Below are 21,811 nucleotides of genomic sequence, written 5' to 3'. Positions count from 1 at the left end.
AAGCGCACAACAATAAATGCGGGAAGGCAAAAGGGTATGGCGTTAAGTCAGGTTGGAGAGATCAGGCTTATGTGCTGCCGATCGCAGTCCTTCCTCCTGTAGAAAGCGCTTAATTTCTTCAACAGGAATGCTGACTCCCTCGCCTGTACTGCCCTGTACGGCTCGGTTGATGCCAATCACCATTCCAGTTGCGTCAAGCAGGGGGCCGCCGCTGTTGCCGGGGTGCAAGAAATTTCGCGGCATCCGAATACACTTCAATCCTGGAAGACCGCATTGACTCTGCACTTCAATCACTTTTGCCGTGGTTAACTTCCAATGAAAGCCCACTGGAGAACCTAACGCATATACAGTGTCTCCCACTTTCACCTGAGCCGTGCTGTCCGCTAAAGGGGCGATCGGCAATCCCCTGGCAGAGATCTGGATGAGCGCCATATCGACGCTGCGATCGTCTGCAATGACCTGTCCGCTGTAGGTTTGCTCATTTTGCAGCCGATCGCGCGTGTGGATGGTAGGTCGCGGATTACCCTCAACCACATGGGCATTGGTGAGAATCAATCCGTCAGCAACCACAATGCCAGTGGCGGGTGCAGAAGTGCCGTCTTCTAGGGTAATCCAGACTTCAACAGTGAAGGGTTCTGCGTTAGCGCGAATTTGGTCAGATGAAAGCAGTTGTGGCGATGGTGAACTGGATGAAGTGCCAGAGGGAAAAATTAGCCGCTGCAAAAAAGTTGATCCGGCTGCCCATAGAGAACCAGAGGGCTGAGGCGAACGGTAGGCTTCGACTTGGGCAAGCAGCTCTTGATCACGCCTCAATCCTTGTGCAACTCCAGTCTGGAGCGATCGTGGGAGCTGCCCTTGAGATTGTCGCCCTTGAGATTGCCCCGCAGAATGCGGATACTGACCGCGAAGTGGCGTTTGGGAGTTAGGTGACTGGTCTCCATATCTTGTGCCGAGCTGCTGACGATAATCTATACGGCGATTGAGAACCGCGATCGCCGCTGCCTGAGGATCAGTAGGCAGGTTTGAAAAGAATCTTTCCGTCGTTGAACGGGAGCCGCTCATACCGAAACTAACCATCGTATCGAGGCAGGTAGCATCTAGCGGAGCCGCGTAGCTGCCACAATGTTCTTGCTGCCAGTAAGTCTGGTAGAGTCTTTTGGCTTCACCTTCGCTGATTTCACTCACATTCCGATAAGGCTGATTTTGCGATCGCCGCCAGCGGTTATAAGTCATTTGGTTGATCCCAAACTTGCTAGCTCGCGCATCAGTATCAGAAGCCCCTATTTGAGAAACCCATTGAAAAGCAGATTCAAACTGGGAGCGATCACCCGTCTGACTCTGACCTGTCTGAAATTCTCCTGAAAGCACTCGAATCACCAGCAGAGAGCCAATCACCCAAAGTAATAGTAGCCCTACGCCCATGGGCTGGTGGGGACGCAGCCATTGCAGTATGCCTCTGACTCTGTTCCGCAATGAAGACATCGCTTTGGCAAGCCAGCGAGACACCTTTTTTGCAGGACGTGAAGGGCGTGAACGTGGCGATCGACGAGGGGAGTTTTTACTCATCAAATGGTTAAAAGCGATGCGTTGGGGAAATTCGTTAGAGGAAATCGAGCAAGGGATCGACTTCTCCGGTGTAGCGCTTTTGCAGCTAGAACTTCGTAATGATTGCTATGGTAACCGCCAAAGGGGTGAGGACGGGGACATTTTGGGTGGGGCGCGAAGCGCCCCACCCAAAATGTCCTAAGCAAACTGGCGACAGCTATAAATTCACAAAATTAAGCCAGGACAGCGGGAGCTAAATTAAGCGAATGACCGTCATTAACTTTGATCATTCATCCGGATGTAATCCTGAATCGATCGTACCTCTATTTAAAAATAATAATGACGTAGTTCTCAACTATGTCTCATTTACTTATCTCTAATTTCTCATCAGGTAATGATTAAAAGAGTTACTTGATGCCAGCACTACCCATTCTCCTCCCATCCCGGCTATTCAACATGTCTAGAGAAAAATTGAAGCAAACTTGGTGGCCCTCCCTAAAACTGCTGGTCGTTTCCCTGCTTTTGGTGCAGTCTCAGGGAGTTTCGATCGCCAAAACGCTCTCATCCGAATCAATACAGGACGATCGCTCTCCCCTGCCACCGGGTCAATCTCAGCAGAACCCTTCTAGACCCATAGAGGCGATACAGATTGCCGATGAGCCTGTCTATATCGATCGCCCCCCTATCCCTACTGCGATCGAGACACCTGTCAGCTCTGATCTGGTGGATGGCGCTGTGGATGGCGCTGTGGATGGCGCTGTGGGCGGCGACTCTAGCGTCAATCCTGATGCCACCAGTGCAACGGATGCTTCCAATATGGATGCTTCCAATATAGATGATACCTCTGGTGCAACTGTGCCAGAAGCAGTTGACAGTGACCTGTATGCCTCTGAGCCGACGTACATAGCAGATGAACCGACCCGGATGAGGCGCTCTAATCCGCAGCCAGCAGTAAGGCGATCGCAGCAAGAACTATTAGCAGACTATCAGGACAAGATTCATGCTTTCGTTGTAAATCGGGATTTGAAAACATCTTTAGAAGGCAGTGACATTCGGACTCAGGCAAAGCAAGAGACGATCGCCACGCTCGAACAATTAGACAGCCAGCGGAAAGCGGCTCTGCTCAAGTTTTTAGCAGAGTCTTATTTGATTGACAGCAAAACTCCGGTGATTTCTCTCGTAGGTGCCGACTTGAGCAGCGCCGACCTAAGTCGCGTGACGCTGAGCAATCTTGACCTGCGCGATGCTGACTTGCGCGATGCCAATCTCAGCCGCGCCAACCTTAGCGGCACCAAACTATTTCGGGCAACGCTCAATCGTGCGGATCTGTCATTTGCTAACTTAAGCGGTGCCGAGTTTTTCCGAGCCAGTTTGGGAGATGCCAAGCTGTTCTTTGCTAACCTGAGCAATGCCAATTTTAATAGTGCCGATCTCAAAGGCGGCGACTTATCCCTCGCCAATCTGACGGCAGCCGACTTCAGCAATGCCGACCTGAGCCAGACCGATCTCTCGTTTGCCAATCTCAGCAACGCCAAACTTATCGGCGCGGATTTAAGCAGTGCCGATTTATCTTTCGCCAACCTCAAGAGCGCCAGCCTCAAGGGAGCCGACCTCAGCGGCGTAAATCTACGCAATGCTGATCTCAGTGGCGTGGATCTCAGTGACGCAAATCTCGACGGCGCGGATCTAACAGGGGCAAAACTCAAAGGAGCTAATCTGTTTGGGGTTGACTTAGGCAATGCTACTTTGTCAAATACAACAATGCCAGACGGCACTGTGAAATAAGGATCTAACGCGACGTCCAACTTGGTCTGAAAGTCTTGTAGATGGGCATCTTGCCTCCCCAGATTCGGACGGGCAAGATGCCTGTCCCACATAGATCAAGAGCCTTAGAAAAAGAGTCGCACATCGCGTGATCTAGGAAATTTCTGAATAAAAATGTACCTGTAGTGTGGGCGGAATGTCCAAGCTACAGGTACATCAGCAACGCTTACTTTTTGAAAGGTGTGCAGCGTATTTCTCTCAAAAACTATGTCGCTCTAACTGTGTCTGGTAGTGGTACTTAGGTGAGGATTTTTAATGGCGTGGGCTTTGCCCACGCCACTAAAAATCCTCACCTCTCAAGGGCTACCCTGTATCCAACTAAGACACGAGGTTGTCCCCTTTTCTGAGTAGCTCTTTCAAAAACCAGCGGTGCTTTTGATGAACTTGCACCAAGCGCGTGTACAGGTCAGCCGTGCCAATATCCCCTGCGTCATTGGCGATCGCCGCATCTTCATGCATTTCGCTAATGATCAGCTCGTGGGTAGCGATCGCTTCTGCCACCATATCGCGCACTGCCAGCTCGCCTGTTGAGGGAGTAACTGTTGCCGTCCGCAGGTAGTCAGCCGGGTCAGCGATGGGTTTGCCATCTAGCATCAGGCTACGTTCGGCTAGCTCGTCTACCATGGCAAAGACTTCGCCGCCTTGCTCTTCAAACAGCAGGTGCAGATCGCGGAATAAGGGGCCAAAAGTCAGCCAGTGATATTTTTTATAGTTAAGGTACGCAACTAAGGCGTTGGCTTGTTCGCGGTTAAGGGTGCTAACAATGCTGGCAGTCGGGTTTTGTAGAGTAGCGGTCATTGCTCTGAGTCTCCTTGTGAATCCTTCACTCAATTAATCATACTCGTTATGAGTACGACTTGCAACTTGATTGAGGTTCGGAACGAGTAGAGACGTTGCTCAAGTTGCTGCTTGTTCTTCAGCTTGTGCTTCAGAAGGTGCGGCTTCAGGGTCTTGAAGGTCAAAATTCACGCCTTCGTAGAGATCGGCGATCGCGATCTCCAGCTCCACTGAGGAAAGTGTAAGGCTCTGTGTATCAGCTCCATAGTCCCGCAGCCGCCAAGAATTATCTTCTAGCCGAGTATAATGCTCAATCTCGATCGCATATTGATCAACCAGCACATATTCCTGAAGTGCAGCGATCGATCGGTAGAACTTAAACTTGCGGGTGCGATCGTAGGTTTGAGTTGATTTTGACAGCACTTCTACAATTAGACAAGGGTTCATGACCGTGTCAGTTCTTTTGGCTTGAAAGACAGGCTCGCCCTGAATCACCATGACATCCGGATAGGTATAGAGCTGATAGGTCGGAATCCAGAGACGCAAATCGCTTGTGAAGGCCTCCAAATTTTTACCGCGTAGCGCAAACTTTAAATAAGCATAGATGCTGCCCACAATACGATTATGGTTAATTGAACCTCCCGTCATGGGCGTAATTTCTCCATCTCGATACTCGCTGCGAAATTCCGCAGTTTCCTCCAGCCGTAAATATTCTTCGGGCGTGTAGCGTTTGAGCGCAGACTCCGCCAAGGTCGGTTCTTCAGGGACAGATTCTTCAGGCTTGTGATAGCTTGGCTGAGTTTGCATGGCTTTCTCCTATGCGACCTCGATGGCTTTACCGTAGTGCAAAGTGTTCAGCGCAAAGTGTTCTTTTAGTTTTCAGCCGCCAAAGCTTGAGGAACGATCGCAGGTGCATTGCCCACAACAGGCGATTTTTTGACGAACGTTAGCTTGTGATCAACCACTTCAATTTGGATGATGTCACCTTCAACAAAGGCGTTTTCTAATATCTTGGTGGCGATCGGGTTTTCGATCAGCTTCTGGATGGCGCGCTTCAGCGGACGTGCCCCATATACGGGGTCATAGCCTACGTCTGCAATGAAGTTTTGCGCAGCAACCGTCAGCTCTAGTCCAATTTTTTGGTCATCCAGCAGACGATGTACGCGCCGAAGCTGAATGCTCACAATTTGGCGCAATTGCTGAATGCTGAGGGGGTGGAAGAGGATGATGTCGTCTACACGGTTGAGGAATTCGGGACGGAAATGCGATCGCAAAGCATTCATTACCCGCTTTTGGATCTCTTCGTACTTTGCCTCATCCCCTGACACATCTAAAATATGTTCGCTGCCGATGTTGCTCGTCATCACCACAATGGTATTGCGGCAATCCGCAGTGCGTCCCTGGGAGTCGGTAATGCGTCCGTCATCCAGCAGTTGCAGCAGGATATTAAACACGTCTGGATGAGCTTTCTCGACTTCATCTAGCAACAGCACAGAATAAGGATGCTGCCGAATCGCATCAGAAAGCTGACCGCCTTCTTCATAGCCGACATACCCCGGCGGTGCGCCGATTAACCGCGCCACGGAGTTTTTCTCCATATACTCCGACATATCTAGCCGCACCAGAGCCGCGTCAGTGTCAAACAGGCATTCTGCCAACGCTCTCGCCAGCTCGGTTTTCCCCACACCTGTCGGACCTAAAAACATGAAGGAGCCGATCGGACGACCCAGATCTTTCATACCTGCACGGGCGCGTCGGATCGCGGCTGAAACTGCTTCTACAGCCTCCTGCTGACCGATGACGCGCTGGTGCAAATAACGCTCCATTTGCAATAGCTTTTGGCGCTCGGATTCCATTAATCGCGTTACCGGAATGCCTGTCCATTTGGCGACAATATCGGCAATATCAGCATCTGTCACCTGCTCTCGCAACAGCGATCGGCTTTGCTTTTGTATTTCTACCAAGCTGGCTTCTTTTTCTTCCAGGTCACGATGAACGGCTTCTAGCCTGCCGTACTTGAGCTGGGCGGCTGTGTTCAGATCATATCCTCGCTCAGCTTTGTCAATTTGACGACGCAGTTGCTCCTCTTCTTCTTTGAGGGCATTAATAGCATCTAGCAGCTGTTTTTCAGACCCCCACTGCAAGTTAAAGTCACCCTCTTGTTGTTCTAGATCACTGATTTCTTGATCTATTTTCTCCAGCCGCTCTCTCGATCCTTGATAGGCTCCGATCGCCACAGCAGGCTGCCCTTCTCCTTCTAAAGACAGCTTCTCCATCTTGAGCTGGCGCAAGCGACGCTCAATGGTTTCCAGCTCTGCGGGCTTAGAGGTGTTTTCCATGTTCAGCTTGGCGGCAGCTTCGTCCACCAAGTCGATCGCCTTATCGGGCAAAAAGCGATCGCTGATGTAGCGATCGGATAGGGTGGCGGCGGCAACCAATGCCGAATCCGAAATCTTGACGCCGTGGTGGGTGGCGTACTTCTCCTTGAGTCCCCGCAGAATTGAGATCGTGTCTTCTACCGAAGGCTGATCCACATAAACCTGCTGAAATCGACGTTCTAACGCCGCATCTTTTTCAATGTACTTGCGATACTCATCCAGAGTTGTCGCGCCAATGCAGCGCAGTTCGCCTCGTGCCAGCATCGGCTTTAGCAAGTTGCTTGCATCCATCGTTCCCTGAGCCGCCCCGGCACCCATGACGGTATGCAGCTCGTCGATGAACAGCACAATTTGTCCGCCAGAACCCGTGACTTCTCGCAAAACGGCTCGTAGCCGCTCCTCAAATTCGCCGCGATATTTGGCTCCAGCGATTAAAGCCCCCATATCCAGGCTAATTAACTGCCTTCCTTTTAGAGATTCTGGCACGTCGCCGTTAACAATCCGCTGCGCCAAGGCTTCAGCGATCGCCGTTTTGCCCACGCCCGGTTCCCCAATCAACACAGGATTGTTTTTGGTGCGGCGAGATAGCACCTGCACCACCCGCCGAATTTCTTCATCTCGACCGATCACCGGATCGAGTTTTCCGGCTCTTGCCTGCTCGGTTAAGTCGCGTCCATACTTTTCTAACGCCGCATAGCTAGATTCTGGAGCCTGATCCTTAACTTTTTGGCTACCCCGAATGGCTTTAATGGCGGTTTCAAGCTGCTTAGGCTCCACGCCCAAACTGCGGAACAGACGACGACCCACGCGATCGTCCTCGGCAAGCCCAATCAACAAATGCTCGACAGAGATAAAGTCATCCTGAAAAAACTTGCGGGAGGCTTCGGCATTGTCTAGCAGGGTGTCTAGCCCTTGTCCCAGATAAAGCTGTCCATCGGCAGCAACCCTGGGCTGACGCTGAGCAAAGGCTTCCATCTGCTGCTTCAGCTTTACCGGATCTGCTCCCGCCTTAGTCAGCATGGCATTCACCGTCCCTTCTAGTTCGAGGGTCGCGATCGCCAGATGTTCGACCTCTAGCTGCTGGTGCCGAAAACGACGGGCAACATCCTGGGATTTGACGATCGCCTCCCAGGCTTTTTCGGTGAATTTGCTAGGGTCGGTGGGCTGCATAGACTCAAAGTAAAGGCTTTTAAAGCCAGGTATGGCGCGATCTCAGTATAACAACCTATAGCAATGTACCCGACTGATGCTGGATTCCAGCTCAGCCGCAGATTGCCCCTCAATTATTTCAGATTACTTCAAGAATGCGATCGATCTTGGGATACCGAAACTTTCACTTCGGGGGCTTCGATAGCTTTTTCTAAACGCTGTGTCATTTCGCCCTCTGCAATTTCATGGGCAGCCTCCATCCGCTTCATTTCGGCTACGCGCTCCTCGCTGTTCATCCCCATTGCCGTAGCCGTTTGTTCGCTCCAGCGCAGCATCCAGTTGGGTTGAATGCCTAAAAGGATGACGAGGGCAGCAATGATCCCAGCCGGAATGCGATCGCGCCATTTGACCCTAGGGAGGTTGGACAAACTTTCGGGCAAGCGACCAAAGAACACGCGATTGACCAGCATCAAGAAATAGACGGCGGTTAGCCCTGTGCCGATCATGCACAGCAACGTCTGTACCGGAAAGACTGGAAAACTGCTGCGGTAGACTAAAAATTCGGCAATAAAGCCCACCATGCCCGGAATTCCAGCACTCGCCATCGTTGCGATCACCATCATGCTGCCGACCAAAGGCAAGCCGCGTTCTGGGCTAAGCAAGCCGCGCAGCACATTAATATCGCGAGTTCCCGTCTTGGAGTAGACCACGCCCACCAGCAAAAACAGCATTGCCGAAATCAAACCATGGCTGACCATTTGCGCGATCGTTGCCACCAGACTCAAGGGTGTAGCAGTAGCGCTCGCTAAAATGATGTATCCCATGTGCCCAACCGAACTGTAGGCAACAATTTTTTTCATGTCGGTCTGCGCGATCGCCGCCAAAGAGCCATACAGGACGCCGACTACAGCGATCGCCGCCAATCCCGGCGAAATGATGTTCCATGCTTCAGGAAACAGCCCCAGACCAAACCTGAGCAAGCCGTAGGTTCCCAGCTTCAGCAAGACCCCTGCCAGCAGAACGGAAACGGGGGTTGGCGCTTCGACGTGGGCATCGGGTAGCCAGGTGTGGAAAGGAACGATCGGGATTTTAATGCCAAAGCCGATCAGCAGCGTTATCAGCAAGACAAGTTGAGTCGAAAGGGGAAGCGTGTGCGATCGCAACGCCTCATAGTCAAAGCTAGAAAGACCGCTAACCAGCGCTAGCCCAAAGAAAGCCACCAAGATCAGCACACCTGAAGCTGCTGTGTAGATCAAAAATTTTGTAGCCGCATAGCCGCGCCGCGCCCCGCCCCAGATCGCAATCACTAGATACAGCGGAATCAGCTCAATCTCATAGAACAGGAAAAATAGCAGCAGATTCTGCGCCAAAAACGCTCCTGCCACCGCGCTACTCAACACCAGCATCAGACTGTAGTAGAGTCGCGGACGGTTGATATTCAAATCGGTGCAAAAAATGGCGATCGCCGTCAACAAGCTGTTCAGCAGCAGCAGCGGCAGGGAAAGACCATCAATGCCCATCTGATAGGCAAGCCCTAGATTCTCAATCCAGGGCAGCGACTCTTGAAACTGCCAGCCCGGTTCAGTGACATCAAACTGAATCAACAGGTAAGCCGTCCAAAGCAAGGTGAGACCCGCGATCGCCAGCGCCACCTGCCGCGATCGGGTCTGCACTCCAGACTCAGGCAATACCGCAATTAAAATCGCGCCAACAATGGGAACCCAAACTAAAACACTCAGCATTCCTAACCTACGGCTCCTGTCCTTATGACTAAACTTGTTTACGTCACCGCCGATCGCCCAAAAAACAGCTCCAGAGCAAACCAGATCTAGGGCTGAACTCTAATTGCCAAGGAATGGAGATCGGGCGACCACTCCCAAAACGTCCAGCTCAAGACCGTAATGGATAGCAGAATGCCGATAAACACCGTCAGCAAATAATGCCGCGACTGACCAGAGATCGTGTACTTCAGCGTTTCGCCGCCAAAAATTGAGGCGACACCCACAAAGTTGACCAGACCATCCACAATGTAGCGATCGAACCACGCCGCCATACGAGATCCTAGCAAGACTGCAAATACAACGCTGAGCTGATAGAGACGGTTCATCTTGAAATCATCGGCAAATACTTCGCGTAACGGAGCCGCAACTGCGCCAGCCAGCTTGGGTCGCTGAGGGCTGAGGTAGAGCCATCCGCCTAAACCGCAGCCCAACAGACTAGAAAGCACCAGTACTACCACCAGACTAAGGTTTGAATCATCCCAAGTGGGCAAGATATAAAACTTTTGCAGAATAAACGGGGTCAGTAAGTTAAAGATGGTCAATGTCACCATAGGCACCGCCATCAGCCAGCCTACCTCTGGGGCACGGCGCGTCTTAACCTTTGGCTCTCCCCAAAACACTAGCCCAAAGACTCGCACCAAGTTAAAAGCCGTCAGGCTATTGACTGTAATCAGCACACCCAGTAACCAAGGCGCTGAGATCCAGGCAGCCTCTGCCCACTCCACCATTGCCATAAAGTTGCCCAACGGCAGCAGCCCAATGGAGGCAAACGCACCGACAACGTAGGCTGCCGTAGTTGCGGGCATCCGAGAGGCAAGTCCGCCCATTTCAGTTAAGTCTTGAGTGCTGGTGGTCAAAATAATTGACCCGGTACTCATGAACAGCAGCGCTTTAGCTAACCCATGAACGAAAAGGAACAGCAGCGCTATCTCATCTTGCTGCATCCCAACCGCCAAAAACACCAGACCTAAATAGGCGCTAGTGGAGTGAGATAGAGCACGTTTGATATCAATTTGGGCGATCGCCACCAAAGAAGCCCCGATCGCTGTCATCGCCCCCAGCACCGTCAGCGTCGTCAGCGCCAGCGGAGAGAGCGCCAACACAGGCTGAAGCGCAATCAGCACATAGGCTCCGCAGGCAACCACCACCGAGTTTCGCAAGATCGAAGCTGGGTTAGGGCCTTCCATTGCCTCATCCAGCCATAGATTCAGCGGAAACTGAGCGCATTTACCTACTGGCCCTGCCAATAGGGCTAGACACATCAAGTTTGCCACTAGGGGCGAAAGCTGAGCCGTTTCTGCCCAAATAGCGAGGTGCGTAAAGTCCAGGCTGCCTGCAACCGACGAGAGCGTGACTACGCCCATCAGCAGCAGTAGATCGCCCACTCGCTTAGTAAGAAATGCGTCTCTTGCCGCAGTGACGACTAGAGGCTGTGCGTACCAAAAGCCCACCAGCAGGTAGGTAGAGAGGGTCAAAATCTCCAGTAGTGCATAGCTAAAGAACAGCGAATCGCTGAGGAGAATGCCGCTCAGCGCCGCCTCAAAGACTCCCATCAGCCCAAAGAAACGCGCCAATGCCCAATCTTTTTCCATGTAGCCCAAGGCAAAAACTTGAGCCAGCAGGCTCAGACCTGCGATGATCACCGTGCCGCCGACACTAATTCTGGAAGTCACGAGGGTCAGCCAAATGTTAAACCCAGGAGCGTGGAGCCAGGGAATCAGCAATCGCTCTGGAGGCAAATCCCAAACGCTCCATAGCAATATGGAGCTATGGATCAGCGCCAAAACGGTCATTAGCACGTTGAGATATGCCGCAGGTCGAGATCCCGTGCGACGCACTAGACCAATTGACCAGGGCAGAGTGATGACCGCGCCGATCAAGCCGTAAACGGGAACCCACCAGCTAGTCTGTGAGAAAAGCTCAATCATGAATTTGTCTTAGATTTCTTATTGAATTTATTTCTTATAAAAGCCAACCCAGTCCGAGCAGTGGCTAGGCGATGGAGGTAGGCTGAGGGTGGAGGGTAGCTCCGCAGACTAGCTCGTGACCTCTTTGAGATACGTACAGAGCCAGATACTTAGAGAGAAAAGTAAGAGAGAGAAGTAAGGAAATCTCACAGTTTATTAACGAAATACTAGCACGACCCAGGTTGGCTAATATTTAGCCAACCTGGCTTGCAGAACTTTATCTAAAAATGATCCGTACAGATAAACGTATTTTATAACTCACATAAATTACAATCATTTTGTTTTATATTGCAAACGTTAAACAACCCTAGTATTGTTAGATCTGGGGATTCTGAAAATGCCTTAACAAAGATTTAACGATCGGTTATTCCGTCGAAGTTTTTAGACAGCATTTAACTAAGAGTTTCTATTTGTTGCGGGAGATAGACGATGCCAATTGCGGTAGGAATGATTGAAACCAGGGGATTCCCTGCGGTAGTCGAAGCGGCAGACGCCATGGTGAAAGCGGCTCGTGTCACTCTAGTGGGCTACGAGAAAATTGGGAGTGGTCGCGTCACCGTGATTGTGCGGGGCGACGTGTCCGAGGTTCAGGCTTCTGTTGCGGCTGGGGTAGAGTGTGCAAAGCGAGTGAATGGTGGCGAAGTGGTTTCGACTCACATTATTGCGCGTCCGCATGAGAACCTAGAGTATGTGCTGCCAATTCGCTACACCGAAGCGGTAGATCAGTTCCGTTCCTAGATAGAACGGTTTGATGGCTAGAAGTCGCTGAAATTCTCAGCGCGATTAAGTTTAAAGCAATCACTGGAAGGGAGAAAGTACGATGGCAATTGCAGTTGGAATGGTTGAAACCCTAGGTTTCCCAGCAGTAGTGGAAGCAGCAGACGCGATGGTGAAAGCGGCTCGCGTTACCCTGGTGGGCTACGAAAAAATTGGTAGCGGTCGCGTTACCGTGATCGTGCGAGGCGATGTGTCTGAGGTTCAAGCTTCAGTCGCGGCTGGCATTGAAAACGTTAAGCGGGTAAACGGCGGACAGATTTTGTCTACTCACATCATTGCGCGTCCTCACGAAAACTTGGAGTATGTCCTGCCTATCCGTTACACCGAGGCAGTTGAAGCATTCCGGGAGAGCGTTAGCGGTATCCGTCCGATCGGTCGCCCGTAAGATCGTAATCAGCAGGATCTTATTAGCTCTCATGCAAATTGCTAGAGTTTGCGGCACGGTGGTCAGTAATCACAAAGAGCAAAGCCTGACCGGAGTCAAGTTTCTGTTAGTGCAGTTTCTTGATGAAGGCGGCTTGCCTTTGTCTGAGTATGAGGTCGCGGCAGATAGTGTAGGGGCTGGACTGGATGAGTGGGTTTTGGTGAGCCGAGGAAGCGCTGCACGTCAGTCTTCCAGCAGCGAAGCGCGCCCACTTGATGCGCTAATTGTGGGCATTATTGACACGGTAAGCATCGGAAACCAGCGACTCTACAGTAAGCGAGACCAGGATCGGTAGAAGGTGTGGCGATTCGGGAACGATCGCCTCATCACCTTCCTATAGTCCTCCTACATACTTCGCTGCTCAGCAGCCTTGTCCGCTCAGCAACGTTTTATAAATATGACAGCTTCAAGCTGCACTTTAACTTTTATGGCAGCCCTAATTTTTATGGCAGCCTGAAGCTGTACTCTGTTTTTGAGGCAGCTCAAGTCTTGGGGCAGTTTAAGGCTGCTACTTAGTTAGGAGAAATTCCTATGGTTGTCAGCGGCTCTGCTGCTTCACATACTCCATACGCCTCAGCACCCAATAGTCTGATGCAACCCAAAATCGATCAGACCGCTCACATCCATTCTTTCTCTAGCATCGCTGGCGATGTGGCGATCGGCGCAAATGTGCTGGTTGCCCCCGGAGTTTCTATGCGGGCAGAGGAAGGAGGGTCTTTGTATGTTGGAGAGGGCACCAATCTCCAGGATGGCGTTGTTATTCATGGTCTGGGGCAAGGGAGAGTTTTGGGGGATGATCAGCATCCCTACTCGATCTGGATTGGCAAAAACACGTCGATTACCCATATGGCTCTGGTTCATGGGCCAGCCTTTGTGGGAGATGGCTGTTTTATTGGCTTCCGATCGACCGTGATTAATGCCCGAATTGGCGATGGCTGCATTGTTATGATGCATGCGCTGATTCAAGATGTGGAAATTGCTGCCGGAAAATTTGTGCCGTCCGGGTCGATTATCACCTCACAAGAGCAAGCCGATCGCTTACCCCCTGTGCAGGAAGCTGATGCTCAGTTTGCGGCTCATATGGTGGGAGCCAATCAAGCCCTGCGATCGGGGCATCATCAAGACATTGCTGGGATTGCGCCCATTCGTCAGCAGCTCGAAAAAGTTTACACCGCCGATTCTGTTAACGCCGATTCTGTCAGAAAAACCAGTTCTTCTATCTCAAACAGTCCCATGATAACTACTGCTCGTCTTGATTCCGCCGTTGTCGCACAGGTTCGCCAGCTTCTTGCTCAGGGCTACCAGATCGGTTCAGAACACGCCGACAAACGCCATTTTCAAACTAGCTCCTGGTATGGCTGTACGCCCATTCAGAGCCATCGTGAAGCTGACGTGTTTTCCGCACTGGAAATCTGCGTAGCTGAGCATCCTGGTGAATATGTTCGCATATTTGGCATTGATACCAAGTCAAAGCGTCGGGTTTCAGAAATGATGGTTCAGCGCCCAGGTGGTGCGGCGGCTCCAGCGCCCAGCGTCAAGGCTAGCGGTGGGTCTGGCGGTGGATTTAGCGGTGGTTTCAGCCGTGGACAGGCAGCTCCGACTAATACAAAGCTCAGCGGTGAAGCGATCGCCAAGATCCGTCAGTTTGTGGCTCAGGGCTATCTGATTGGCACAGAACATGCTGATAAGCGCCGTTTCCAGACAAGTTCCTGGACAAGCTGTTCGCCGATTCGAGCCAATCGGGAGAGCGATGCGATCGCGGCTCTAGAAAGCTGCCTGATAGAACATGCAGGAGAATATGTTCGGTTCTTTGGTATCGATACCAAAGCCAAGCAGCGCGTTTCAGAAATGATTATTCAGCGTCCAGCAGACAAAACAGTAACGACCGCACCCAGCCACTCGTCTGCTTCTAGCAGCTACTCGTCGAGCAAGCCCAGCAGCCAGTCGGCTAATAACGGCAGCCACAAGCAAGCGTCCGGTAAGCTGAGTGCCGAAGTGGTAAACCAAGTGCGTCAACTTCTGTCTCAAGGGTATCGAGTTTCGGCTGAACATGCGGACAAGCGACATTTTCAGACTAGCTCTTGGACGACCTGCCCTCCCATTCAGAGCAGTCGCGATACCGATGTTTTGTCGGCTCTAGAGTCCTGCGTGAACGAAAATTCCGGCAAATACGTTCGTCTAGTGGGAGTAGATACTAAGACCAAGCGACGGGTTTTAGAGCTGATGATTCAACGCCCTTAGGCTGAGGCTATAAAGGCTATGAAGGCTATGAGGCAACGATGAATTGAGCGTAATGAATCCCCCCATCCGATCGCCTGCACCGCATTTGATTCATGACTCGCAGTTTTTTGTGACTGGCGATGTTACGATTCATCCGACGGCGGCAATCGCGTCAGGAGTTTTGCTGCAAGCCGATCCAGGGTGTCGGCTTGTGGTCGGCGCGGGCGTTTGTGTGGGCATTGGCGCGATTCTTCATGCCTACCAGGGCAACTTAATGATTGAAGCAGGTGTAACGCTGGGGAGCGGTGTGCTGATTGTGGGTCAGGTCACGGTCGGCGCAAATGCCTGTATTGGCTCGGCGGTCACTCTTCTCAATCAGTCGATCGCCCCACAGCAAGTCGTCGCATCTGGTTCTCTGATAGGAGACGAGAGCCGTCAGATTGACTTGAACGGGCAGGGCGGCGAATTTATCGAGCCGCCTGCCGCAACTCAGAACGATCCGGTGCAGAATGGGTCATCGCCCAAGCCGCCGATCTATGGGCGCACCTATCTAGAAAAGATCCTGGTGACGATGTTTCCCTATCGGCAGGCATCTGAGCAATTGATCATCCCGCCATCTGAACCGACATCAGGATAAACCTGCATTAGGATCATGAATGGTGTCCTGGGCTGAAGCTCTATACTGAGATGAGATACACAGGCTGACGTTGCCTGCAATAGCGGGATTTGTCATGAATTCATTCAGTCGATCGCCCATTCCAGAAGGCAGTGCGTTAGGTCTGGTTTCTACCCGCAGCTTTCCTGCGATCGTGGGCACCGCAGATATGATGCTGAAATCGGCATCAGTTCGGCTAGTGGGCTACGAAAAGACGGGTAGCGGCTTCTGCACGGCGGTCATTAGAGGCAACATCTCGGATGTTCGGCTGGCGGTAGAGGCTGGGGCTGACGTTGCCGAGAAGTTTGGGCAGTTGGTGTCCAAGACGATTGTTGCCCGCCCCATGCCTAACTTGGAGGTGGTGCTACCCATCAGCAATCGTCTCTCGAAGTATGCGGCTGAGCAAGGTCATAGCCTCCTAAGCAATATGGCGATCGGACTGCTGGAAACGCGCGGTTTTCCGGCAATGGTGGGCGCAGCCGATGCCATGTTGAAGTCTGCGGATGTGCAGCTTGCTGCCTACGAGGTGACGGGAGATGGCTTATGCACCGCCATTATTCGGGGGCAGGTTGCCAATGTAGCTATGGCAATAGAAGTGGGGATGCATGAGGCAGAACGGATTGGCGAACTTCATGCCGTCATGGTGATTCCCAGACCGCTGGAAGATCTGGAAGACACATTGCCGATCGCCAGCTGCTGGATCGAACAAGCCGTACCGATCGCCTTACCCCTTGAGCTAAAGCAGCCTCAGAAGGAGCTGGTAGAGCAAGAACGGCTGGAAATACCCGATTTTCGGCAAATATCTATTCCAGAAGAACTGCCGAACCGCGAAGAATAAGGTTACGTAGCTGACTCTGAAGAGAAACAGTTTTGGTATAGAGTTCTCTGTAACTCTTCCCAAACCTCCTTCAGAAAAATGAGCAACCCATTTCAACAGTTACAGCAACGATTTAAAGCGCTGGGTAAAGATTTGAACCCAGCCGTCTTAGCAGATGCCAAAACTTACTTGAAGGAGTGGCTGGAAGAATATGCCGCTAACCTCGCTGAGAAAAAGGCGGAGGCTGAGTTTAACGGTACTTTAATGCAATGGTTTCACTGGTATACCCCTAGTGATGGCAACCACTGGAACCGCTTAAAACAAGAGGCTAAGGCGCTGGCAGATGCAGGGATTACTGCCCTCTGGATGCCGCCTGCCTATAAAGCCAACGGCGGCAAGTTTGATGTGGGGTATGGTATCTATGACCTGTTTGATCTAGGAGAGTTTAATCAGAAAGACAGCGTTCGCACCAAATACGGCACCAAAGATGAATATGTTGCTGCTGTAGAGGCGGCGCGGCAGGCAGGATTACAGGTTTATGCGGATGTTGTCTTTAATCACAAAATGGGGGGTGATGCTGAGGAGGAATTTGAGATCATCCCGTTTGATCCGAACGATCGCAACCGTCCTTTAGGCGATAGCTACAAAATTAAGTCCTGGACAAAGTTTGACTTTCCAGGTCGGGGGAATACCTACTCCAGCATGAAATGGAACTGGACGCACTTTGACTCAGTAGACTACAACAGCAACGATCCTAACTATCGTGCTGTTTACCGCATGAAGGATAAAAACTTCGAGAATAAGGTAGACTTGCGATCGGGCAATTATGATTACCTGATGGGTTGCGATCTGGACATGAATAATGACCAGGTGCGGGGTGAGCTGAAGTATTGGGGCGAGTGGATTATGGACACGGTGGGAGTCGATGGCTTTCGCCTAGATGCCGTTAAACATATTCAGGGAGACTTCTTCAACGACTGGCTCGATCACCTAGAAAATTACACAAAACGAAACCTATTTTGCGTGGGTGAATACTGGACGGAAGACTTTGGTACGTTGAGCTGGTACATCGGTAACGCGGGTGGCAGATTGAACCTGTTTGATGTGCCGCTCCACTACAACTTCTACCGGGCCAGCAAGTCGGGTGGCAGATTTGATATGCGATTGATCCTCGACAACAGCTTGATGAAGAACCTGCCCCTGTTTGCCGTTACGTTTGTCGATAACCATGACACTCAGCCGCTGCAAGCTTTGGAATCGATGGTGGAATCCTGGTTTAAGCCGCTAGCCTATGCCATTACGCTACTGCGTGCAGAAGGATATCCCTGTATCTTTCACTGCGATTACTACGGTGCCCACTATAAGGATAAAGGCAGAGACGGTAACGATTACGAAATTTGGATGGATTCGCACCAGTGGATTCTCGATCGCTTCCTGTTTGCGCGCAAAAACTTTGCCTATGGCGCGCAGTATGACTACTTTGATCACCCAGATATCATTGGCTGGACGCGACTCGGCACAGAACAGCATCCAGGAGCAATGGCGGTGATTATGAGTGACGCGTCAGGCGGCAGCAAGTGGATGGAGGTCGGTAAGCCCAACACTGCTTTCTATGACCTGACTGAACATGTCAAAGAATCCATTTATACAAATCAGGATGGTTGGGGAGAGTTTCGTTGCAATGGTGGCTCGGTCTCGGTTTGGGTGGAGAAGCGATCGTAAGCAAAAAGTTGCTATCTGGTGGACAGATCAGTAATATTGCCTATGAAGTTCTAGGAATTAGAATATGACGATCGACTCTGCAGTGGGTGAAGCGGCAATCGAAGCCCACCTGAAGCAATTTCTTTTAGTGCTTTCGGTGTCTTTAACCGTTGCAACGCTTCCCCAGGTTTTAAGATGGTTTCGTCAAATTCCTTACACTCTGCTGTTGGTGATCGTTGGCACCGGATTAGCGTTTCTGGATGTGCGATTGGTAGATCTCTCTCCCGCATTGATTCTGACTATTTTGCTGCCTCCTCTCTTGTTTGAAGCAGCGTGGAACCTTAAATGGTCAGACCTCAAACGGGATTTGCTGCCTATTTGTCTATATGCGATCGTTGGCGTAGGTATTTCTATTGCTGGAGTGGCTTTGGGACTCAACCAGTTAGCAGGAATGTCTCTGACCACAGCGCTGCTGATTGGCGCTAGCTTATCGGCAACCGATCCAGTTTCAGTAACAGCTTTATTCCGAGAATTGGGAGTCTCAAAACGCCTTTCTGTATTGATGGAGGGCGAAAGCTTGTTTAATGACGGGATGGCAGTCGTTGCCTTTAGTTTACTGGTGGCGTTGCCTTTAGGGACAGCAAATTTAGGAGTCCAGTCGGTACTAACTCAGCTTTTTACGGTAGTTGGCATTGGTCTTGCGGTGGGTAGCGTCGTTGGCTTCGGCATTTCCTATGTAACGCAGCGATTTGATTTGCCGTTAGTGGAACAATCTATTACATTAGTATCTGCCTATGGTACCTATCTCGTTACCGAAGAACTGGGTGGCTCTGGGGTGATCGCGGTTGTGAGCGTTGGCTTAATCTTAGGAAATTTTGGTTCCCGCATCGGTATGAGTCCCAGAACTCGCGTGATTGTGTCTGAGTTCTGGGAGTTCTTGTCTTTCTTCGTCAATTCGATCGTCTTTTTGCTAATTGGCGATCAAATTCACTTCGACAGCGTCCTGAACAATTCGGGAATTATTGCAATTACGATCGCTGGAATGGTGGTGGCACGAGCGATCGCTACATTTGTTCTCAGCAGTCTCTGCAACCGTTTCGCTCCCACTGAAACGATCTCTTTGCCCCAGCAGACCGTCCTCTGGTGGGGCGGCTTGCGAGGAGCTGTATCGATTGCCTTAGCGCTGAGCGTACCTACAGTAATAGCCGAACGTGAAACAGTCATTGCAACTGTGTTTGGTGTGGTGTTGTTTACGTTGCTGGCACAAGGTCTAACGGTCAAACCCTTGCTTCAGTGGCTCAATCTACTGGGAGATCAGCCGATGCGAGAGGAGTATTTAGAGCTGGTAGCTCGTAACGTGGCGCTCGATCGCGCCCTTCAACACTTGCAAGCGGACACCCGACCTGGAATTGAGCCAGAGTTCTATCGTTATCAGGAAGCGCTGCTCAAAGGGGAGAGTGAAACCTTGAAGACAAAAATCGAAACCTTGCGGGATGAGTATCCTGATCTACGGGACTTTATGGCTGAGCAGCTACGTGGAGAACTCCTGGCGATCGAAGCCGATACCTATGCAGAATTTGTCCGAGCCGGACGGTTGAATAAAGAGCTGGTTCCCCTGTTGGAAGATGTGCTGCAAGGGGAAGAAAAATAGGTTTGCTGTTTTTGATCAATTGCTGTAGCGCTACGCGCTTAGATCCAATGAGTTATTTTTTGAGAGCCGCGCGGAGCGCGGCTCTCAAAAAATAACTCGTCCTAACTTAATTACGTATGCTGCACATTACCAGCTACAGCAGCAGTCTTACGGGCAGAAACCACTACTTTCGCGATCGTCTCGACGATTTCACTCGCCCTGCTCTAGCAGTTCCCAGCCCCGTTGCTGCCACTATGAAATAGCCGATCGAAAGCAGGAAACTGTTAAGCGTCGCCTGATTTCTAGAGTTGCGCATTTGCCCCTGCACCTGATCAAGCTGCTGTTGCTGCTGCTGCTGGATTTGGCTCATGCCTTGCGATCGCGCCTTGTCCACTTCTTGATCCAGCACTTTTGGATCAGCTTTAACCTTTTGCAGCGTGTCTTTGAGCTGCTGCAACTGTGCCTGCTGATCGGCAGGAATTTCGGCGCTGTCTAGCTGCTGCTGCAACTGCGCTACCTGTTGGGGGTTCGCTAGCAGAGCGGTCACCTTGGCTTTCTGCTGCGCTAGAGTGGCTTCAAGCTGCTGCTGAGCCTGAGCAGCTTGGTCATTAATTTGCCGGGTTGATGCGGCGCTAGACAGGCGGCTGCTGTTGAAGTGTAGAGGTACAAACAGCAAAAAAATAATTCCTAACAGCAGCGAAAGAACGAGAGCGCCCGTCATTAGGGCGCTGCGATCGGCTGGAGAATGACCGGAAGTGCGATCGATCCAGGTGCCGAACACGATAAACGCAACACCTAACAGCGGCACCGTACCACGCCCTACCCATTCGTTAATCAAGCCAACAAGCCAGTCAAAATTATTAAAATTGGGCGGAAATGATAGAACGACGTAATCAAGCAGCACACCCAAGATCAAGATGACACCCGTCAGCTTCAAAATCAGGGCAGTGTAGCGGCTAGTGGAAGATGGGAGGGCTACTTGCATGGTGGCAAAAGGGAACTGTTGTAAATATTTAAGGACAGTGGGCAAAAATTCGACGGGTCTTCAAGATTAGAATTCCCTAAAACGTGCCATCTATCACCTAACTCAGGAGCCACGCCCATTATAAACGGCGCTATTACAGGCGGCAGAATTTTCGATCGCGATTCGATCGCGAACTATTCCAAGCTCTCCTTGCCCAACAACCGTTGCACCGGACTCTTGAAACAGACTCCGCACCCTACGATTTGTGAGGCGTGTGCCTCTTGTAGCCTCACAAAAAATAGCCAACGCTAAAAATTAGTAGATTGTTTCATCTTCCTGCCGCCATGCAGGATCAACCATGCACACAAAGATCAGCGGTTCAGAGCCGTAATTATGCACAAATTGCTTGGCATTAGGTGGAATATACACTGCATCACCTGGTTCTATGCGCTGTGTCTCATTGTCTATGTGCATCTCGCCGACTCCACTCAGGATGTAGTACACCTCTGTTGTGGTCAAAGCGTGTGGAACTGAAGTTTGTCCAGGGGGAACGATCGCGTGAGCCAAGCTATAGCGAATGGCGATCGTCTGCTTATCAGGGTGAAGCAGTTCCCGTAGCCGAGTTCCATCTCCAGCAATAAATTCTGGGCAATCGGAGAGTTTTTGGATCAGCATGGAGGGGAAGTAAATTGGGATAAGGCGATCGAGCTTGAGATTTTGGTCAAAGTCCTGTCTAAAAATCCTGGTTAGAGGAACTTGCGTAGCTTTGCAGCTCAGTGCTTAGGATCACCAATTAATTGATCTGGCATAGTTTTTTGGAAGTGTCGCGCTCCGCGCGACACTTCCAAAAAACTATTGGGTTTCATTTTGTATGCAATCCTTGGCATTAGATAGTCAGGACGGTTCGTAATCAGGACAGTTAACAGCCGCATCTGAGAGCGCTTTGGACGGATGCACGGGGCACTTGAGATAGTAGTTTTGGGTGAAAAACTGACAGTTGGCACAGGGAATTTGATGCATTTGCCTCACGTTAGCAATGCCTACCCACAGAGAGCTAACGACACTCCAAATCATCAGTAGGACGATCGCCCAGGCAAAGACAAAGCAAATCGGCACAATGAAGGGCTGAATGGCTCTAATCAGCTCATGCACTAACACATAGATCGTTTGAATCACGAGTTGAATCCTGTAAAACCTAGAGC

At 51.0% G+C, this 21,811-nt stretch carries 21 protein-coding genes; 11 read left to right on the top strand and 10 right to left on the bottom strand.

The features are described from left to right. Positions 1-42: 42 nt before the first annotated feature. The gene (locus AC5JMP_RS10905) at positions 43-1,422 is read right to left on the bottom strand and encodes a trypsin-like peptidase domain-containing protein (protein ID WP_495851489.1); all 1,380 of its coding nucleotides are present in this window, start codon (positions 1,420-1,422) and stop codon (positions 43-45) included. A gap of 28 nt (positions 1,423-1,450) precedes the next feature. Between AC5JMP_RS10905 and AC5JMP_RS10900 the strand changes: the two genes are divergently transcribed. Then, positions 1,451-1,747: a hypothetical protein gene (locus AC5JMP_RS10900; protein ID WP_495851488.1), complete on the top strand. Its 297-nt coding sequence runs from the start codon at positions 1,451-1,453 to the stop codon at positions 1,745-1,747. 254 nt (positions 1,748-2,001) lie between these two features. After that, on the top strand, positions 2,002-3,330 hold the full coding sequence (locus tag AC5JMP_RS10895; protein WP_495851487.1) for a pentapeptide repeat-containing protein: 1,329 nt from the start codon (positions 2,002-2,004) through the stop codon (positions 3,328-3,330). On the opposite strand, the gene AC5JMP_RS10890 is transcribed toward AC5JMP_RS10895, so the two are convergent. The 6 genes from AC5JMP_RS10890 to AC5JMP_RS10865 form a co-directional block, all read right to left on the bottom strand. After that, positions 3,295-3,420 (bottom strand): hypothetical protein, encoded by a 126-nt coding sequence (locus tag AC5JMP_RS10890; RefSeq protein ID WP_495851486.1) that lies wholly within the window; start codon positions 3,418-3,420, stop codon positions 3,295-3,297. The genes AC5JMP_RS10895 and AC5JMP_RS10890 overlap by 36 nt on opposite strands. A gap of 267 nt (positions 3,421-3,687) precedes the next feature. Continuing rightward, complete coding sequence (locus tag AC5JMP_RS10885) at positions 3,688-4,167, bottom strand: Dps family protein (protein WP_495851485.1); 480 nt, start codon at positions 4,165-4,167, stop codon at positions 3,688-3,690. A 99-nt stretch (positions 4,168-4,266) separates the two neighbouring features. Next, positions 4,267-4,953: a Uma2 family endonuclease gene (locus tag AC5JMP_RS10880; RefSeq protein ID WP_495851484.1), complete on the bottom strand. Its 687-nt coding sequence runs from the start codon at positions 4,951-4,953 to the stop codon at positions 4,267-4,269. A gap of 65 nt (positions 4,954-5,018) precedes the next feature. Then, positions 5,019-7,694, bottom strand: a complete 2,676-nt coding sequence (gene clpB, locus AC5JMP_RS10875) for an ATP-dependent chaperone ClpB (protein ID WP_495851483.1) — start codon at positions 7,692-7,694, stop codon at positions 5,019-5,021. Between the two features lie 128 nt (positions 7,695-7,822). Next, positions 7,823-9,415, bottom strand: coding sequence for an NADH-quinone oxidoreductase subunit M (locus AC5JMP_RS10870; protein WP_495851482.1), 1,593 nt, complete (start codon positions 9,413-9,415; stop codon positions 7,823-7,825). A gap of 86 nt (positions 9,416-9,501) precedes the next feature. Then, the gene (locus AC5JMP_RS10865; RefSeq protein WP_495851481.1) at positions 9,502-11,382 is read right to left on the bottom strand and encodes an NAD(P)H-quinone oxidoreductase subunit F; all 1,881 of its coding nucleotides are present in this window, start codon (positions 11,380-11,382) and stop codon (positions 9,502-9,504) included. Between the two features lie 468 nt (positions 11,383-11,850). Between AC5JMP_RS10865 and AC5JMP_RS10860 the strand changes: the two genes are divergently transcribed. The 9 genes from AC5JMP_RS10860 (at position 11,851) to AC5JMP_RS10820 (ending at position 19,666) form a co-directional block, all read left to right on the top strand. Then, a complete protein-coding gene (locus AC5JMP_RS10860; protein WP_495851480.1) occupies positions 11,851-12,159 on the top strand; it encodes a carbon dioxide-concentrating mechanism protein CcmK in 309 nt (102 codons plus the stop codon). A gap of 82 nt (positions 12,160-12,241) precedes the next feature. Beyond that, entirely contained in the window at positions 12,242-12,583 is a 342-nt protein-coding gene (locus tag AC5JMP_RS10855; RefSeq protein ID WP_495851479.1) for a carbon dioxide-concentrating mechanism protein CcmK, read from the top strand. A gap of 31 nt (positions 12,584-12,614) precedes the next feature. Next, positions 12,615-12,917 (top strand): beta-carboxysome shell vertex protein CcmL, encoded by a 303-nt coding sequence (ccmL, locus tag AC5JMP_RS10850; RefSeq protein WP_495851478.1) that lies wholly within the window; start codon positions 12,615-12,617, stop codon positions 12,915-12,917. A 5-nt stretch (positions 12,918-12,922) separates the two neighbouring features. Beyond that, entirely contained in the window at positions 12,923-13,138 is a 216-nt protein-coding gene (locus AC5JMP_RS10845) for a hypothetical protein (protein ID WP_495851477.1), read from the top strand. Positions 13,139-13,153: 15 nt separating this feature from the next. Next, positions 13,154-14,863, top strand: coding sequence for a RuBisCO small subunit-like domain-containing protein (locus AC5JMP_RS10840; RefSeq protein WP_495851476.1), 1,710 nt, complete (start codon positions 13,154-13,156; stop codon positions 14,861-14,863). Positions 14,864-14,915: 52 nt separating this feature from the next. Next, positions 14,916-15,479 (top strand): beta-carboxysome scaffolding protein CcmN, encoded by a 564-nt coding sequence (gene ccmN, locus AC5JMP_RS10835; protein ID WP_495851475.1) that lies wholly within the window; start codon positions 14,916-14,918, stop codon positions 15,477-15,479. A gap of 94 nt (positions 15,480-15,573) precedes the next feature. Continuing rightward, complete coding sequence (ccmO, locus tag AC5JMP_RS10830) at positions 15,574-16,335, top strand: beta-carboxysome assembly protein CcmO (RefSeq protein WP_495851474.1); 762 nt, start codon at positions 15,574-15,576, stop codon at positions 16,333-16,335. A 78-nt stretch (positions 16,336-16,413) separates the two neighbouring features. After that, positions 16,414-18,036, top strand: a complete 1,623-nt coding sequence (locus tag AC5JMP_RS10825) for an alpha-amylase (RefSeq protein WP_495851473.1) — start codon at positions 16,414-16,416, stop codon at positions 18,034-18,036. A gap of 64 nt (positions 18,037-18,100) precedes the next feature. After that, entirely contained in the window at positions 18,101-19,666 is a 1,566-nt protein-coding gene (locus AC5JMP_RS10820) for a cation:proton antiporter (protein ID WP_495851472.1), read from the top strand. Between the two features lie 163 nt (positions 19,667-19,829). On the opposite strand, the gene AC5JMP_RS10815 is transcribed toward AC5JMP_RS10820, so the two are convergent. From AC5JMP_RS10815 to AC5JMP_RS10805, 3 genes are all read right to left on the bottom strand, one after another. Continuing rightward, a complete protein-coding gene (locus tag AC5JMP_RS10815) occupies positions 19,830-20,630 on the bottom strand; it encodes an HpsJ family protein (protein WP_495851471.1) in 801 nt (266 codons plus the stop codon). A gap of 294 nt (positions 20,631-20,924) precedes the next feature. Continuing rightward, complete coding sequence (locus AC5JMP_RS10810; protein WP_495851470.1) at positions 20,925-21,284, bottom strand: cupin domain-containing protein; 360 nt, start codon at positions 21,282-21,284, stop codon at positions 20,925-20,927. Between the two features lie 219 nt (positions 21,285-21,503). Next, the gene (locus AC5JMP_RS10805; RefSeq protein WP_495851469.1) at positions 21,504-21,785 is read right to left on the bottom strand and encodes a hypothetical protein; all 282 of its coding nucleotides are present in this window, start codon (positions 21,783-21,785) and stop codon (positions 21,504-21,506) included. Positions 21,786-21,811 lie beyond the last annotated feature (26 nt).

The organism is Drouetiella sp., assembly GCF_059504425.1.
This window is presented reverse-complemented; position numbering and strand designations above follow the sequence as displayed.

What these genes read in the sequence shown, in the direction of transcription:
- AC5JMP_RS10905 (WP_495851489.1), bottom strand. Translation starts at nt 1,422, where the DNA reads ATGGGCGTAGGGCTACTATTACTTTGGGTGATTGGCTCTCTGCTGGTG.
- AC5JMP_RS10900 (WP_495851488.1), top strand. Translation starts at nt 1,451, where the DNA reads ATGCCTCTGACTCTGTTCCGCAATGAAGACATCGCTTTGGCAAGCCAG.
- AC5JMP_RS10895 (WP_495851487.1), top strand. Translation starts at nt 2,002, where the DNA reads ATGTCTAGAGAAAAATTGAAGCAAACTTGGTGGCCCTCCCTAAAACTG.
- AC5JMP_RS10885 (WP_495851485.1), bottom strand. Translation starts at nt 4,167, where the DNA reads ATGACCGCTACTCTACAAAACCCGACTGCCAGCATTGTTAGCACCCTT.
- AC5JMP_RS10880 (WP_495851484.1), bottom strand. Translation starts at nt 4,953, where the DNA reads ATGCAAACTCAGCCAAGCTATCACAAGCCTGAAGAATCTGTCCCTGAA.
- clpB (WP_495851483.1), bottom strand. Translation starts at nt 7,694, where the DNA reads ATGCAGCCCACCGACCCTAGCAAATTCACCGAAAAAGCCTGGGAGGCG.
- AC5JMP_RS10870 (WP_495851482.1), bottom strand. Translation starts at nt 9,415, where the DNA reads ATGCTGAGTGTTTTAGTTTGGGTTCCCATTGTTGGCGCGATTTTAATT.
- AC5JMP_RS10865 (WP_495851481.1), bottom strand. Translation starts at nt 11,382, where the DNA reads ATGATTGAGCTTTTCTCACAGACTAGCTGGTGGGTTCCCGTTTACGGC.
- AC5JMP_RS10860 (WP_495851480.1), top strand. Translation starts at nt 11,851, where the DNA reads ATGCCAATTGCGGTAGGAATGATTGAAACCAGGGGATTCCCTGCGGTA.
- AC5JMP_RS10855 (WP_495851479.1), top strand. Translation starts at nt 12,242, where the DNA reads ATGGCAATTGCAGTTGGAATGGTTGAAACCCTAGGTTTCCCAGCAGTA.
- ccmL (WP_495851478.1), top strand. Translation starts at nt 12,615, where the DNA reads ATGCAAATTGCTAGAGTTTGCGGCACGGTGGTCAGTAATCACAAAGAG.
- AC5JMP_RS10840 (WP_495851476.1), top strand. Translation starts at nt 13,154, where the DNA reads ATGGTTGTCAGCGGCTCTGCTGCTTCACATACTCCATACGCCTCAGCA.
- ccmN (WP_495851475.1), top strand. Translation starts at nt 14,916, where the DNA reads ATGAATCCCCCCATCCGATCGCCTGCACCGCATTTGATTCATGACTCG.
- ccmO (WP_495851474.1), top strand. Translation starts at nt 15,574, where the DNA reads ATGAATTCATTCAGTCGATCGCCCATTCCAGAAGGCAGTGCGTTAGGT.
- AC5JMP_RS10825 (WP_495851473.1), top strand. Translation starts at nt 16,414, where the DNA reads ATGAGCAACCCATTTCAACAGTTACAGCAACGATTTAAAGCGCTGGGT.
- AC5JMP_RS10820 (WP_495851472.1), top strand. Translation starts at nt 18,101, where the DNA reads ATGACGATCGACTCTGCAGTGGGTGAAGCGGCAATCGAAGCCCACCTG.
- AC5JMP_RS10815 (WP_495851471.1), bottom strand. Translation starts at nt 20,630, where the DNA reads ATGCAAGTAGCCCTCCCATCTTCCACTAGCCGCTACACTGCCCTGATT.
- AC5JMP_RS10810 (WP_495851470.1), bottom strand. Translation starts at nt 21,284, where the DNA reads ATGCTGATCCAAAAACTCTCCGATTGCCCAGAATTTATTGCTGGAGAT.